The 16,063-nt window shown below is 49.1% G+C and carries 10 protein-coding genes and 3 tRNA genes; 9 read left to right on the top strand and 4 right to left on the bottom strand.

All coding sequences use genetic code 11. From position 1 onward, the window contains the following. Positions 1-267: 267 nt before the first annotated feature. Positions 268-1,563, bottom strand: coding sequence for a hypothetical protein (locus tag ACJJII_RS01975; protein WP_444918109.1), 1,296 nt, complete (start codon positions 1,561-1,563; stop codon positions 268-270). 1,401 nt (positions 1,564-2,964) lie between these two features. On the opposite strand from ACJJII_RS01975, the gene ACJJII_RS01970 reads away from it, so the two are divergent. After that, positions 2,965-4,353, top strand: coding sequence for an MFS transporter (locus ACJJII_RS01970; protein ID WP_444918108.1), 1,389 nt, complete (start codon positions 2,965-2,967; stop codon positions 4,351-4,353). A gap of 35 nt (positions 4,354-4,388) precedes the next feature. Here the strand turns inward: ACJJII_RS01970 and ACJJII_RS01965 are convergent, their stop codons facing one another. Next, positions 4,389-5,600 (bottom strand): hypothetical protein, encoded by a 1,212-nt coding sequence (locus ACJJII_RS01965; RefSeq protein ID WP_444918107.1) that lies wholly within the window; start codon positions 5,598-5,600, stop codon positions 4,389-4,391. A gap of 812 nt (positions 5,601-6,412) precedes the next feature. On the opposite strand from ACJJII_RS01965, the gene ACJJII_RS01960 reads away from it, so the two are divergent. After that, positions 6,413-7,573 (top strand): NnrS family protein, encoded by a 1,161-nt coding sequence (locus ACJJII_RS01960; protein ID WP_444907373.1) that lies wholly within the window; start codon positions 6,413-6,415, stop codon positions 7,571-7,573. An 82-nt stretch (positions 7,574-7,655) separates the two neighbouring features. Here ACJJII_RS01960 and ACJJII_RS01955 read toward each other — a convergent pair whose 3' ends face one another. Further along, positions 7,656-8,078, bottom strand: coding sequence for a GFA family protein (locus tag ACJJII_RS01955; protein WP_444896197.1), 423 nt, complete (start codon positions 8,076-8,078; stop codon positions 7,656-7,658). 87 nt (positions 8,079-8,165) lie between these two features. Beyond that, on the bottom strand, positions 8,166-8,957 hold the full coding sequence (locus tag ACJJII_RS01950) for a PhzF family protein (protein WP_444918106.1): 792 nt from the start codon (positions 8,955-8,957) through the stop codon (positions 8,166-8,168). Between the two features lie 195 nt (positions 8,958-9,152). On the opposite strand from ACJJII_RS01950, the gene ubiM reads away from it, so the two are divergent. The 7 genes from ubiM (at position 9,153) to infB (ending at position 16,018) form a co-directional block, all read left to right on the top strand. After that, positions 9,153-10,319: a 5-demethoxyubiquinol-8 5-hydroxylase UbiM gene (gene ubiM, locus ACJJII_RS01945; RefSeq protein WP_444911447.1), complete on the top strand. Its 1,167-nt coding sequence runs from the start codon at positions 9,153-9,155 to the stop codon at positions 10,317-10,319. A gap of 288 nt (positions 10,320-10,607) precedes the next feature. Continuing rightward, positions 10,608-10,684, top strand: a tRNA-Met gene (locus tag ACJJII_RS01940). A 38-nt stretch (positions 10,685-10,722) separates the two neighbouring features. After that, positions 10,723-10,799, top strand: a tRNA-Met gene (locus ACJJII_RS01935). Positions 10,800-10,836: 37 nt separating this feature from the next. Then, a tRNA-Met gene (locus ACJJII_RS01930) sits at positions 10,837-10,913 on the top strand. Between the two features lie 136 nt (positions 10,914-11,049). Further along, a complete protein-coding gene (gene rimP, locus ACJJII_RS01925; RefSeq protein WP_108734364.1) occupies positions 11,050-11,514 on the top strand; it encodes a ribosome maturation factor RimP in 465 nt (154 codons plus the stop codon). Between the two features lie 42 nt (positions 11,515-11,556). Beyond that, positions 11,557-13,059: a transcription termination factor NusA gene (nusA, locus tag ACJJII_RS01920; RefSeq protein ID WP_413663186.1), complete on the top strand. Its 1,503-nt coding sequence runs from the start codon at positions 11,557-11,559 to the stop codon at positions 13,057-13,059. A 64-nt stretch (positions 13,060-13,123) separates the two neighbouring features. Further along, positions 13,124-16,018 carry a translation initiation factor IF-2 gene (infB, locus tag ACJJII_RS01915; RefSeq protein ID WP_413663185.1) on the top strand — a complete coding sequence of 965 codons (2,895 nt, stop codon included), beginning with the start codon at positions 13,124-13,126 and terminating at the stop codon, positions 16,016-16,018. The last annotated feature ends 45 nt before the right edge of the window (positions 16,019-16,063 follow it).

Raw genomic sequence — 16,063 nt, 5'->3', positions numbered from 1 at the left:
TAGGTGAGAATTTACCTCCTTCGTAAGGTGATTTGTAAAACATCAGCAAACACTCATTTCTCAATGATCGTGTTTGTTAATGTCCTTACTTAGTATTGGCAGTATTCATCATTGTGTGTATAGGACAAAAGCACTGACATACTAGTAATAAAGGCTGAAGGCTAAGTTGTGACAAGCAGGAATCTATATGTTATGACTTAGATTGTTGTTAATAATTGGGCAATCTTACAAGGGCCTACATAACTTATGTAGGCCCTCTAATTTAGATTACTGCATATAAGTTGCGCTGTTATTGTCACCAAGCTGTGTAACATTAATACTGTCGTTGAAGCCTGTTTGCGTGACCATCAAGAAATTGTTATTGCCATCCTGAGATAAAGTAGCGGTATCCTGCTGTCCACTCTGAGTTAAATCTATTTCATTTAAGCTTCCTGCCTGGTTCAGAGTAGCTGATTCTGAATCTCCATCTTGCAGGGAGTTAATTAAGTTGTCTTCACCATCTTGCAGAGCGTAAAGGTTTGCATCAAAACTGCTTTGTTCAGCGTCTATAGTATTCAAATCATCGATTTGTATGATTTCTGCATGGTGAGAAGATCCACTCTGAACAAGAAATGAGTCATTGCTATCTCCTGTTTGGGTCACTGAGGAATCGCTATCAAAGGCTTGATTTAATAATGTATTAGCATTATTACTTGAGCCTTCTTGAATGATTGAGGCAGTTATATTTGCTGAGTCATTATATAGGATAAAGGAGTCATTTTGATCGCCTACCTGTAACAAATAGCTTGTGCTACCGCTGGTGTTGTTTGAAGATGATCCAGAAAAGTTGTCGTCTCCATATTGTTCAATTGTATCATTTTGGTTAAAGCTCACATCGTGAATAAAGTTGATAATATTTGAGTTTCCTTGCTGGATGTTCACAACGCTGTTATCAGCACTGCCATCATCATCAAAACCGCTAACAATGTTAGAGTCCCCTGTTTGTTGTATTACAATACTGGTATTGGAACTATCTTCCTGAAAAGTTGATGCAATATTATCGTTACCATTGATATCAACTACCAAAGATACAGAGTCAGAGTTTTGCTGGAAGGAGCTACCAATATTGTTATCTCCTGTTATCGTGAATTCCATTATGCTGTTTGAAGTTGAAGTTTGAAATGACCCACCTGTATTACTGGAGCCAGTGATGGTATATTCCATCGTGGTATTACTAGTGGAGGTTTGCTGGGTTGCACCTTGGTTATTATCCCCAACAATGGTCATGATTCCGCTGGAGTCAGTTGTTCCATCCTGAAAGGCAAAAGCATCATTGGTATCGCCCTCCTGATACTGAATGATCACTCCATTGGTATTGCCATTAGATTGTGACGCTTCAGCAATATTATTATCGCCGATCTGGGTTTGCTCAATCAGGTTATTGCTAATCGTGGGATCACTTTGATCCCCCATGGCGGTATTGCCAGTGCCCTCCTGATAGAGGATATATTCATTGTCATCTGCATGAATTAGACCACTGATGGCAAGGGATAGAGCGGTAACGGCTATAGGTAAGATCTTCACAAGTAACTCCTTTACTTCAACTCGCTATGGCGCTTTGATGGCGTCCACAGTACTTCCTGTACAACACAGGTGAAATCCATATCCAGTCCCGGTGTAGACGAACGGAGACTACATTCCGCCTCTACCGTCCGCTGGGGATTGGGGGGTGATTTGATCGGCCCTAAATGGTGAGAGAAGTAGTGAGACTGCTTACTTGCACTGGCTCCAAGCCATTGTCATTGGCATTAGTACTTGGATATGCCGGGGCTATGATCATTGGCGGCTTTCAAAAAAAGACTCAATGATTCTAAATTTCTGGTGAGCATAAGTGCTCACCATTTGTCATAGATTTTTCTCCTCTGTAATCCGTTTTATAAGATCCTCCAAAAGTTGAAACCCAAAGCGTTTCAGGCATTGGAGCCTTGAAAAAGTATTGGCAAGGAGAATCCTTAGGGAAATGAGATAAAAGCACTGAGATACTGGGACTAAAGTCGGATAATTTTATTATTATTAGGGTTTTCGGAAGTGGGAGTAGGGCAGGATGGTAGATTTCATGAGATTGATACATAGCTTTACTGCATAGAAATCATAGTATTATTGTTGCCAAACTGGGTGGTGGTGATGCTATCGTTAAACCTTACCTGGATAGTCGCTAAAGACTTTTTATTTCCATTTTGGGTCAAAATGGTGCTATCCGCTTGGCCACTTTAAATCAGATCTATTCCACTAAAAGTTCTCGTCTGATTAATTGTAGAAACTTCTGAGATGCCAGTTTGGAATATATCAACCTAGTTAATTTTGCATCTTATAGTACCAAAGGGTTTTAATTGGAGTCGGCTCGTTCAGCTATTATAGGGCCCGAGTTAACTTGCAGGAGTATACTGGTGCTATGATCTGATCCAGTCTGTAGTGATTCTATGGCAGTAAAGTTTCTAGTTTGAGTGATATTAGACTTGCTATCAACTACTGTAGCGCCTTCATGGGAAAATCCTGTAACACTTGACTTGTAGTTAATGAGAGTGGAAGTAGAAGGTCCCGCTCAAGCTTATCGATCAATCCTGGTTGATCATCGGCTGATAGCTTTTAATACTTCGGCTACCGGGTACTGCTTTTTGGGTTGATCGATCTGCTTAACATGGGATGAAGGGAAGTGAGACTACGGACTTGCACTGACATCATGCCATTGTTGTTGGCATTAATGCTTGTCTATGCCTGAGCTGGGACCTAAACAGAGTATTGTGGATAAGTGCTGGCCAGGGTATAGGAAAAAAGCACTGAGATTCTAGTAATAAAGTTTATATGACCCCCTAGCTAGTACGTCTCCCTTTAGAGTTATACGCTGATTAGTACTGCAACCGGGCTCCTGTTGGTCCAAGCTTTTATATCCATTGCATAATTTGCAAAGTGTAAAGTTTGGCATTTATGGCAGCCTCAAAGACCCCGCTATCGCGATCACAGATTATTGGCTTAACAGCATTGTCGTTGGCAGTCTTTTTGGTGGCCAATGATTTTACGGCCTTCTCCGTCGCTATCCCTGCAATGGAAAAACACTTTAACGCAGATATCTCCACTCTTCAGTGGGTGATTAACGGTTATGCATTGGTGTTCGGGATTTTTATAGTTACTGGCGGGCGCTTGGCGGATATGTTTAGTCGGCGCCGGCTATTTTTTGTTGGAACCTCAATCTTTGTCTTCTTTTCTGTTATGGGCGGGCTGGCCGTCAATGAGTGGATGTTACTGGGAAGTCGGGCATTAATGGGGGTTGGTGGCGCCCTTATGTGGCCCGCTGTACTCGGCATGACTTACCAAATAATGCCTGATGATAGGGCGGGGCAGGCTGGCGGCTTGATAATGACGGTATGTGGTTTTGCCAATTCTATAGGGCCATTATTGGGAGGTTTCTTTACAGAGTTTGTCAGTTGGCGCTGGATTTTTTTTATTAATTTCCCCATTGCGCTGGCGGCAATGTTGGTGGGCTGGAAGGTAATTGAGGATGATAAGCCCGCAGAGAGCAAGGAAAAGGTTGACTATTGGGGGATGGCCTCATTATCAATTAGCCTTTTGGCTTTAATGTTATCTCTGGATTTTGTTATCGATGTAGGATTTAGAAGTCCTTTAGTGATTGGACTTTTAGTAACATCGGTGATTTTCTTTTTGGTATTTGCCTGGGTTGAGCCTCATACTCGCTCTGACCCGCTTATTCCCCCAGATGTAGCTACTAATTGGCGCTTTTTTTCTATCTGTGTGGTGACTTTGCTTCTATCGGTCACTTTTGTATCTATGTTGCTTTATATTCCTCAATTTTTAATTAAGGAGTTGAGTTATTCTGCAGTTTGGTCTGGTGCGGGTTTATTGCCGGTGATGATTACCTATGCGGTAGTCTCATATATAGCAGGGTGGTTATATGAATTTTTGGGGGCTCGCCTAATTTTAGCGGGAGCGGCACTCTTTTTAGGTTTGGGAATGTTTTTACTTTCTGGCCTAGTGGTTCGCGATCACTATCTGCACCTGGTACCGGGAATGCTCACTCTCGGTATAGGATTAGGCTTATATTTTCCTACGATAACGACTACTGCGGTTACGGTATTGGGGCCTGCCAGGGCAAGCTTGGCGGCGGCTTTAATTTATATGTTCCAAATTATTGGCGGTGCTATTGGATTGGCGATGAATACAACAGTTGTAGCCATGGCTCCCGAATTGTCTGAAGGTATTGATCGGGCATTTACTATTAATGCGTGTTTGGCTGCTGCAGCACTGATTGTAAGTTTGCTGTTTGTGAAAGGGGATGTTTCCCAGAAAGAAAAAATCTGAGCAATAAATAATATGGTTTTTCTTAGCCTCTTTCTCTACTGTATGTATATCGCAGAATTGTTACTGCCAATCTGTGAAATGGAGATAGTAGCACCAAAACTCAATTGAATTACCTGGAGAAAGTTGTCTGTACCTAGTTGTAGTAGCTCTGCACTATTAAAGCTGCCGGTTTGAGTGAGATTGATAGTGTTTAGCTCACCCAATTGAATGATGTCCGCATCATCAATATAACCAGACTGCGTTGAACTTACTTGATTCTCTAGACCTTGTTGCAGCAACTGTAGTCTTGCACTAAAGCCATCTTGAATGGCTATTAATGTGTTTTGATCAAATTCCTGGTCTATAGCTGCCTCAGAGACTGATCCACTTTGACTAATATCAGCGCTATTATCCGATCCACTTTGTGTGACAACACTACTAGCCCCTTCAATAGCGAGTTGTATTGACGTGGCGCTATTGCTTGTTCCTGTTTGTGTTATCTCGGAAAAATTATTGATGTTTATCTGGTTGATTGTGGACCCGTTGTTTGTTCCGCTTTGAGATGTAAAGGCCTGATTATTTAGAGCAAGATTAACAATGATAGAAGCGCGATTACTCTGTCCTTGCTGGATGGAACTGTTAAATCCCAGAATAGAGTTGCTTGTTTGGATGCTAGTAGCACTGGAATCTGTAAGTTGTACTATTGAGTTGGTATTAAAGGCGCCGTTAGTATTTGTTATCCGGGCAGTGTTGTTATTGCCAAATTGTTGAATTTGATTATTGGTTCCCAGAGACTGTATCAGGGTAATTCTAGTATCAATATTCTGGCTTCCACTTTGGATAATACTGGCAGAATTTGCTATGCCACTTTCTTTATCGATAATCTCAGCTCTATTAAAATTACCTAACTGGCTAATAGAGACATCACTAAGAGCAACATCATCTTGGATAGATTCCGAAAAATTTAGGGTTCCTATCTGCGAGATGTTAGCAGTTGTACCAGTGGAAAGGTTTTGTATGCTCGTAATTTGATTTAGGGATTGTTCCTGACTGATGCTTATAGTGCTAAACAGTGTACTTGTCTGTGAGGTTTCGGCCTTGTTGAGAACATTAAGCTGGGAGACTGATGTCGTGCTACCCAGGCTGCTGGATTGGACTGACATTAGCTCGTTTGATACGCCTCTCTGCAACTGGATAATAGATCCTTCAGTATTGCCGTTGGATTGCTGAGCCACCACATTATTAAATTCACCATCTTGTGTTTGCATGATGAGATTGTTAATGATGGTTGGGTCGCTTTGGTCCCCTATAGCCCGATTGCCAATACCCTGTTGTGACAGGATATAAGTGTTGGTTGCGAGGGCCTGGCAGCAGAATAGTAAGGTTGATGCCGCGATAAGATAGCCTGGTATGAGCATAATTCCTCCACTGCACAGACTGGCGTAAATCTTTAACTTAGGCTGTATCTTGCCGGCACTGGGCACCGTGTAATGATTGCCATATAAAATTATGGTGAAAATATAATGGTTTGTATATGAGAGATAAGTACTGAATTACTAGGGAAGTAGGTTCAAGCTTTATTCCTGGTTGAGTGTTTGTTTATTGGTGGCTCCGTGTATGTTTCTGTAAATGGAAGTGCTTCCCAATTTGAGTAAACTTGTGAGATACTTCAAGTCCACTTCACCTTTGCCCAGTTTTTCCTGAAAATAGAAATAACCCTATAAAACGTGTGGTTTTTTTTCAGGTTATCTACACAGAAAAAGATTCTTCACCCCAGTTAGAATAATTCACAGACTACTCATTTTTTTGTTAACTATTTTTGTTAATTGAGTGAGAATAGGGCTCTTTCCCAATCCCTGGAAATGGAATCTCGGGCGATATCCCGCACTGATGCGGATGACTGAAAAGTCGGCGCTTTTGCCTAGGTTGCGGCGCCGCCGGACAGATAAACCCCTGTGTCCTGCTTTTTTTAGGACGCCTTTGATTCTCCAAGCAAAGCAGGCCTGTCGGGGTGGTCTTGTACTGCGAATTATTTGTGTAGGGAGCCTGGTGTTCCCGTAGTTGGTAAGGAGAATGGATTTTGATACCTATCGTTGACCGCGCGCGCGCGGAGTCTATTGCACCTATTTGGCGTATGCCGTTTCGCCCTTTTTTCTGGGGAGCTGCTCTGTGGAGTATGGTTGCCCTGGTTATCTGGCAGGGGCAGTTATTCGGTTGGCAGATGCCGGCTTTTCGAATGGGGGTAGTCTGGCACTCCCATGAGATGCTGTTTGGGTTCGCGGCTACCGTTGTTGTGGGTTTCCTCGGCACGGCCATGCAAACCTGGACTGGTATCCCCTCGCCAAAGGGAACCCAACTTATTGCTTTGGTCGGCCTGTGGCTCTTGGCCCGTTTGGGTTACCTGTTGGCGGCGGTCCCTATTTGGATGCCGGTGATTGCTGAAGTCTCCTTTTTCCTGTTCTCAGCGTTTTTGCTCGGAGCCAGGGTGTTGCGAACCAAGCAGTGGCGAAATATGTTTGTATTGCCTGCGATGCTGATGTTTGCTGCATTGTCCGCTAGCCACTGGTTGCTGCCAGGGGCACAGAGCCGAATCGCCTTGCTGGCTTTGCTGTTGGTGACGGCGATTATTCTGATAATCGGCGGGCGGGTTATACCCTTCTTTACGGCGCGCCGCTTTCACTTGAGCCCAAGAGATAAGATACCGGCTGTAGAGTGGGGTACCCATATTGCCGCGGTGGGTTTGTTACTGTCGGTGGCTGTTGGTTTGCCGCAAATGGTTTGGGCTTTTTTTGCGGTCTCTCTGGGTATTTTGCAGGTGATCCGGGTAGTTCGCTGGCACCCGACAAAAATATGGGCAGAACCGATGGTTTGGTCTCTGCATGTGAGCTACTGGTTAGTTATTTTGGGGTGTTTTCTCGCGGCTCTGGCCTGGAGCCAAATTGCCCCTTCCTGGCAGAGTCCCGCTTTACACGCATTTGCCGTTGGCGGTATTGGCGGATTGATCTTGTCTATGACCAGCCGCGTCAGTCTCGGCCACACAGGTCGGATATTGAAGGCGCCGCGCTTGATGCCCCTGGCTTTTATGGCTCTGGCGTTATCTGCTCTCGCACGTGTTTTTTGGGCACCTGCCCCGAGTGGTTTGCTCGCAGCAATTATTGCCTGGGTAGTCGGTTACACGCTTTTCTTACTATATTACACCCCGGTGCTTTTCCAGCCGCGCGTTGACGGTCATCCTGGCTAATTCTCTCTATGTGATCTTCAGTTACTGCGAGAAACCTTATCATCGCAGCAACTGTGGTCGAGTAAAGCCATCATTAACTGGTCTATTCAGAGTCCGCACTAGCTACCTGGGGTAGTTTGTCTACTTTAGGTACTGTTTCCAGTTCCCGGTCCCACTCGGCTTTACTGGCCATAAAGATATGGGCATTAGGCCTTACATCTATTGGGCGATCCAGGCTGCCAGCGGGAACCGCTAAGAGGCCAATTTCAGGATCTTCTCGTGGCACTGCGGAACCGCATTGATTGCAAAAGCTTTTGCTGTGCCTCGTCCCTGCTAACTTAAAGGTTTTGACCTGTTCTGCACCGGATAGCCATTCAAGTTTCGCTGATGCGAAGAATAGGTTTGCTGCATGAGCTGAACCGGTATCTTTGCGGCAGTAACTACAGTGGCAGAGAAAGAAGCCCCCAAAGTCACCTTCAATTTCGAAGTTAATAGTGCCGCATAGGCACGATCCTTTTTGTTCCATTGCTCAATGCTCCTCTATTTAGTTGTACTTATCGTAATTGGGGGGAATTGTGATTTATTTTGGATGTCTCGGTGGGTTTTTGGGGTATCAAACCCGTATGGTCCCGCTCAAATAGGGTACTGCTTTGCCTGAGATAATGACCCTGTCCCCGGCGATGGTGCAATTCAGCAGGCCGCCGCGCTTGGAGGCTTGATAGGCGATCAGCTCTTTCTTATCCAGAATTTGTGACCAGTAAGGGGCGAGCCCTGTGTGAATAGAACCGGTCACCGGATCTTCGGCACCACCATTGGATGGCCAGAAATATCGGGAGATAAAATCGTACTTATCGGATTTTGCCGTGACGACCACATCGTAGGGGGCGAGCTTTCGCAGGCTGCTCGCATCCTGCTGTACATCCAATACTTCTCGCTCACTATTGTAGATGGCAAAGTAAGCTTGGTTGTTAAGTAACACTTGACTTGGTGTTATTGAAAGCCCCTCCAGTAATTCTGGCGGTATGCGATCTATGGGTTGTGGCTCCCTTCGTGGGAAGTCCATGGAAATAATTCCATTTTCCCCTCGGCTTATTGTCATTTTGCCCACAGCGGCCGCATGGAGCTGGAGTTGCTCGCATTGAGGGTTTTGAGAAAAAAGAACATGGGCTGACGCCAGGGTGGCATGACCACAAAAATCAATTTCCGTTAACGGTGAAAACCAGCGAATTCCATAACTGGTATCCGGACGTTTTACCAGGAACGCGGTTTCGGAAAGATTATTTTCTGCAGCGATGGATTGCATTAAATTTTCATCCAGCCAATCCTCAGTAACAACAACTCCGGCTGAATTTCCGTGAAAGACTTTGTCGGTAAAAGCGTTAATGAAATGAATTTTAAGTTCCATATTTGAACTCCATGGTGCTCCAGTTTTTTCGGAAGCGCTGGTGGCGGGCGTGATGTTTTATACCCCTAAAGTTCACCAATTTATACCTCTGTAGAGCGGCTTAGGATTGGCTTTAACCTGATCTGGATCAGTTTATCCCAGGTGTGAGTCACTAGAGTGACTTGTATTTGTTGCGTGCAAATCAGGGGTGTGAAAATGACGGAGTCCGATGTAGCTATCGTAGGTGCTGGACCGGCGGGACTTTCCTTGGCGGTGATGCTCGCCCGCAAAGGGTGTCAGGTGGCAATTATTGAGCGCCAGGATAAGTCGGCGCTGTCCGCTCCCGTTGATGATGGCCGCGAGATTGCTCTGACACATAAATCCTACAAGCTGCTGCAAGAACTGGGGGCTTGGCAGAGATTATCCCCGGAAGAGATTAGCCCGCTAAATGCTGCCGAAGTAGTCGACGGCAATTCCCCTTCGACACTCCACTTTAGCCCGGGAGAGAGGGGGCCTCTGGGTTTTATTGTCTCCAACTCTGCAATCCGGCGAATCTTATATGAGACAGTTTTGGAGACTGAGAATATAACGCTGCTCGATAACTCGACCGTTACCGGGATGACATTGAGTGGCGCCATGCGTCATCTTGAGTTGGCAGAGGGGGAGGGCGTGCGCGCTTCCCTGGTGGTTGCAGCCGACAGCCGTTTTTCTGAAGTGCGACGCATGGCGGGAATTGGCGCCGATATGCGCGACTTTGGCCGAGTGGCGATTGTCGGCCCTGTACGCACCGAATTACCCCACGATGGTATTGCCCGGGAGTGTTTCCGCTACGGCTCGACACTGGCGCTGTTGCCTTTGCCCAAGGCAAATATTTCATCGGCCGTGGTTACTGTTCCCGCCAGTCTCTCTGCCCAGATTATGGCGATGGGTAATGAAGAGTTTGCCGGGCACGTATCCCGCGAAAGCGCGTCCCAGCTCGGCGGTGTCGAAGCTTTTGGTGAGCGCCACTGTTATCCATTGGTTGCGGTCTATGCACATCACTTTTTCACTGAGCGCTTTGCCTTGGTGGGAGATGCCGCTGTGGGGATGCATCCAGTGACCGCACATGGATTTAATTTGGGCTTGGCCGGTGCGGATACTTTGGCCCGTCAACTGGATAGTGTTAGCCGTCTATATAACCCGGCCAAGCTGACTCGGGCCTTGGCCCGTTACCAGATGCTGCACCGGGTTGAATCCAAGCCGATTTACTCTGGAACTAATAGGGTGGTGGATTTGTTTACTGACGATCGCCTGCCGGCCAAGTTGCTGCGCAAAATGGTGTTGCGAGTCAGTGATCGCTTTCCCCCTATTCGAAAAGCAATAGTGCACCAGTTAACTCGCTAGCTTATCCAGAGGCTTGTTAAGAGAATTTTACTCTTCGTTCTTTTTATAAAAAGTACATGTGCAAGAAAGAAGACGGTATATGAAGGTGGCCTGCTTGCGGGATTTTCTTCCTTTTCTATACTGATTTGCGAGATGGTAGAGACGGCTTTAACCCCCCGGTGAAAACAAATGCCAATTACGGCTTGACTCACCGGGTCAGCACCAATAGAATGCGCAGCCTCTTGAGTGGTTGGGCTGGTCCCGCCGCAGGGAAACAAAGATCAACCAGGCTTTGTTTCTTGGAGTTGTTGCGGGGTGGAGCAGCCTGGTAGCTCGTCGGGCTCATAACCCGAAGGTCGTAGGTTCAAATCCTGCCCCCGCTACCAATTTTCCTTAGGGAAAAATTTGATTGCGCTTTTGTTGTTGCGGGGTGGAGCAGCCTGGTAGCTCGTCGGGCTCATAACCCGAAGGTCGTAGGTTCAAATCCTGCCCCCGCTACCAACTTTCCTTAGGGAAACTTTGATTGCGCTTTCGTTGTTGCGGGGTGGAGCAGCCTGGTAGCTCGTCGGGCTCATAACCCGAAGGTCGTAGGTTCAAATCCTGCCCCCGCTACCAAATTTTGCATTCGTGCACACTGACTGCACGAATGTGCGGTCAAAGCCCCGTCAGGGGCTTTTTCGTATCTGCAAGAAAAGTTGCAGATATTTTTCGAAGTGGGCCGTAGGCCCATTTTTTGTATGTGGTGACGAGAATGGCGAGCAAACGCGAATTGCTGGAAGAGCTTCTGGCGCCGGTGGTGGCATCGCTGGGGTGTGAGTTGTGGGGTATTGAGTACCAAACCCACGGTCGCAACGCGCTGCTGCGCATTTATATCGACTCCGAAAACGGTATTTCCGTTGAGGATTGCGAGAAAGTGAGCCGCCAATCCAGTGCTGTACTGGATGTGGAAGATCCCATCAGTAGTAAGTACACACTTGAAGTCTCTTCCCCAGGGCTCGACCGCCCTCTTTATAAGCTGGCCCAGTACGAGCGCTTTATCGGCGCCCAGATTGAAGTTCGCCTGCGTATGCCTCTGGATGGGCAGCGTAAGTGGCGCGGACTGCTGGCCGGTGTAGAGGGTGATGAAGTGGTTCTGCGTGTAGATAGTGAAAACGAATACCTTTTGCCGATCGACAGTATCGAAAAAGCAAATATCATTCCCCAATTTACCAAATAACCTGTAGGAGCCTGAGCTCAGGCGATTTTGAGGCACAGTTGCATGAACAAAGAGATCTTGCTGGTAGCCGAGGCGGTATCCAACGAGAAGGGCGTTGACCAGGAGATTATTTTCCAGGCCATCGAAGCGGCATTGGCAACGGCCACGAAGAAGCGCTACGACGAAGATTCAACCATTGAGGTTATCATTGATCGTCGTTCAGGCGATTACGAGACTTTCCGCAGCTGGGAAGTGGTCGGTGATGAAGTCTTGGCTGAGTTGGGTACCCAGTTCACCCTGGAAGAAGCTCACGAAAAAGATGCTGACCTGAAAGCAGGTGATGTTTTCCGCGAGCAGGTGGAAAATGTAGAATTTGGCCGCATCGCTGCACAGACTGCAAAGCAGGTCATCGTACAAAAGGTACGTGAAGCCGAGCGCGCCAAGGTTGTAGACGAGTACCGCGATCGCGTCGGTGAGATGGTTAGCGGCACTGTGAAGAAGGTGACCCGCGACTTTATCGCTGTAGACCTGGGCAATAACGCCGAAGCGCGCCTGCCCCGTGATCAGCTGGTTGGTCGCGAAATTTTCCGACTCGGTGATCGCGTGCGCGCAATCCTGTTGGAAATCCAACCGGAAGCCCGCGGCCCCCAGCTGATGCTGAGCCGCTCCTGCCCGGAAATGATTGTCGAATTGTTCCGCATTGAAGTGCCGGAAATTTCTGAGCAGGTAATCGAAATTAAAGGCGCGGCCCGCGATCCCGGTCTGCGTGCAAAAATCGCTGTAAATACCAACGACGGTCGCATCGACCCGGTGGGTGCCTGTGTGGGCATGCGCGGCGCGCGTGTTCAGGCGGTATCCAACGAGCTGTCTGGTGAGCGCGTAGATATCGTTCTGTGGGACGAGAATCCCGCTCAGTTCGTTATCAATGCGATGGCGCCAGCAGAAATTGAATCCATCGTTGTCGATGAAGACACCGGTTCTATGGACGTAGCCGTAGCAGAGGAAAACCTCGCAATGGCTATCGGCCGCAGCGGTCAGAACGTGCGCTTGGCCTCAGAGCTGACCCAGTGGCAGATCAATGTCATGAGCAGTGACGAGTGGCAGAGCAAGCAGGAAGCCGAGTCCAGCTCCATCATGCAGGTGTTTATGGATCGCCTGGATATCGATGAAGACGTTGCTGGTGTACTGGTTGAAGAGGGCTTCGCCTCTCTGGAAGAAGTAGCTTATGTACCCATCGAAGAGATGCTCGCAATTGAGGGCTTCGATGAGGATATCGCTGAGGAGCTGCGCGCCCGCGCCAAGGACACCCTGTTGACCCAAGCGCTGGCATCCGAAGAGAAGCTGGATGCGTCTGAGCCCCAGGAAGACCTTTTGAATATGGACGGTATGGAGCGCCAGCTGGCATTCCAACTGGCCAGCCGTGGTATTTCCACGATGGAAGACCTGGCAGAGCAGGCTGTCGATGACCTGCTGGATATCGAAGGTCTCGACCAGGAGCGCGCTGCAGCGCTGATTATGAAGGCGCGTGAGCCCTGGTTTGCCGATGACAGCGGCGAAGAAGCTTAAGTGCAGCGAAAAATAACTTACGTATAAGTAACCCCCTCCGACCAAGTGACTTTTAGGAGAGAGAATGGCCGAAGTAACAGTTAGTGAACTCGCCAAATCGGTTGGTGCCACCGAAGACCGTCTGCTCAAGCAGATGAAAGAAGCGGGTTTGCCTCACACCTCTGTGGATGCAGTGGTGTCAGACGAGGAAAAGCAGGTCTTGCTCAGTTTCCTGAAAAGCAGTCACGGGGAGCAGGGCGCCGCGCCGCGCAAGATCACCTTGAAGCGCAAAACCACAAGCACGCTGAAGACTGGCTCTGGCACCGGCCGCAAGACTGTGAATGTGGAAGTGCGCAAGAAGCGCACTTATGTGAAGCGCCCTCAAGCTGAGCTTGAAACCGTAGCGGCAGGCGAAGAATCGAGCAGCCCCGAGCAGGAAGCGGCAGTCGATGCCCTGCAAAATGAGCAGGAAAGACTGGAGGCCGAAGCCGAACGCGCTCGCGTAGAAGCCGAGGCAGAAGCTGCACGCCTAGCGGCGGAAGAAGAGGCGCTAGCCAAAGCCGAAGCCGAGGCGAAAGCCAAGGCTGAAGCCGAAGCGAAAGCCAAGGCCGAAGCAGAAGCAAAAGCCAAGGCTGAAGCCGAAGCGAAAGCAAGCAATGAAGTAAAAGCCGATCAAGATGCGGCTAAATCAGAGGATAAGACCGCGGAAAACGTAGTGAAAAAGGCAGAGCCCGCCGCACCAATCCGCTCAAGCTACTCAGACGATATCGAGGCAATGCGAATTGCCGCGATGGAGCGTCGCAAGCAGCAGGCTGAGCAGGAAAAGCGTGAACTTGAAGAGAAGAAAGCTAAAGTAGAAGCTGACCGACGCGCAGCCCAGGAAAAGAAAGAGAAAGCTGCGCAAGCTGCACAGACAGCCAAGGCTAAGCCAGCACCGGCAAAAAGTGCTGAGAAGACCTCTGAGGTCAAGCCAGCTCTGCGTCGCAAGCTGGAGGCAGCATCCACTGCTCCCGCTGAAGCTGATCGCTCTGAGGACGAGCCGCGTAAGCGTCGCGGTCGCCGCTCCAAGTCCGGCCCGAAAAAATCCAGCAAAACCGCTCTGTACGAACAGGCGCTGGAAGTATTTGAGGAAGACGAAGCATCCAAGCGCAGCACGCGCTCCCTGTCTCGTCCGACCTTGAAGGTTAAACCTACGCACGGCTTTAAAAGGCCCACGGAGAAACAGGTGTACGAAGTACAGTTGGGCGAAACCATCACTGTTGGCGAGCTGGCCAAACAGATGAATGTGAAAGCCGGTGACCTGATCAAGCGCCTGATGAAAATGGGCGAGATGGTTACTATCAACCAGAGCCTGGACCGTGAAACTGCACAGCTGATCATCGAAGAGATGGGCCACAAGGTGGTATTCCGCTCTGAGAGCGAGCTGGAGGAAGCGCTGGTTGCCGAGACCCAGGCCAGTGAAGGCACTGAGGTGTCCCGCGCACCAGTAGTTACCGTTATGGGTCACGTTGACCACGGTAAAACCTCCCTGCTGGACTACATTCGTAAGACCAAGGTGGCTTCCGGTGAGGCCGGTGGTATTACCCAGCACATCGGTGCTTACCGTGTGAAAACCAGCCAGGGCGAGATCGCTTTCCTGGATACCCCCGGACACGCCGCCTTTACTGCGATGCGCGCCCGTGGCGCCCAGGCGACTGACGTGGTTATCCTGGTAGTGGCTGCTGACGACGGTGTGATGCCGCAGACTGAAGAAGCTGTGAACCACGCCCGCGCTGCCGGTGTACCGCTGGTTGTTGCAATCAACAAGTGCGACAAAGAAGCTGCCGATCCCGATCGTGTTAAAAACGAGCTGGCTGCGAAAGATGTAATTCCTGAAGACTGGGGCGGTGATACCCAGTTTATCAATGTGTCTGCACACACTGGTGAAGGCATCGACGACCTGCTGGAAGCGATTTCCCTGCAAGCAGAGATGCTGGAGCTGAAGGCCAAGGTCAAGGTACCGGCAACAGGTGTTGTGATCGAATCCCGCCTGGAAAAAGGTCGCGGTGTTGTGGCCACCCTGCTGGTACAGAACGGCGAGCTGAAGCGCGGCGATATCGTACTGGCAGGCCAGAGCTACGGCCGTGTTCGCGCCATGACCAACGAGCTGGGCAAGCAGGTTAAAGAAGCTGGCCCTTCAACTCCGGTTGAGCTGCTGGGTCTGGACACCACACCCAACGCCGGTGACGAGTTCATGGTGGTTGCGGATGAGCGCAGAGCTCGTGAAGTAGCTGAACAGCGCGGTGATAAAGAGCGTCGCGAGCGTATGCAGCGCCAGCAGGCAGCCAAGCTGGAAAACATGTTTGCGAACATGGAAGCCGGCGAGCGCAAAGTACTGCCGGTTGTTATCAAAGCGGACGTTCGCGGCTCCCTGGAAGCTATCCTGGGCGCATTGGCGGATATCGGCAACGAAGAAGTCTCTGTCAACGTCGTGTCCAGCGGTGTAGGTGGTATCGCCGAGAACGATATCAACCTGGCCCTGACCTCCGGCGCTATCGTTCTGGGCTTCAACACCCGTGCTGATGTGGCTGCCCGAAAGGTTGCTGAGACAGAAGGCGTAGAGATTCGTTACTACAGCGTAATCTACAACCTGCTCGACGAAGTGAAGCAGGCACTGTCCGGTATGCTTGATCCGGAAATACGCGAAGAAATTGTGGGCATTGCCCAGGTTCGCGATGTGTTCCGCTCACCGAAGTTTGGCGCCATTGCCGGTTGTATGGTTACCGAAGGTACCGTCTACCGCAACAAGCCGATCCGCGTACTGCGCGACAACGTTGTGATCTATCAAGGCGAACTGGAATCCCTGCGTCGCTTCAAAGACGATGTGCAAGATGTGCGCAACGGCATGGAGTGTGGTATCGGGGTTAAGGACTACAACGACGTTAAGTCCGGTGACCAGATCGAAGTTTACGATATCGTTAAGGTTGCTCGCGAACTCTAAGGGGTTCCGCAGCGGATCGAGGATAAACCCGCGCGGCGTTAGCCG

This window comes from Microbulbifer maximicatervae (SeqCode) (assembly GCF_052467825.1).
The sequence above is the reverse complement of the archived record's forward strand: the minus strand, read 5'-3'. Positions and strand labels throughout refer to the sequence as shown.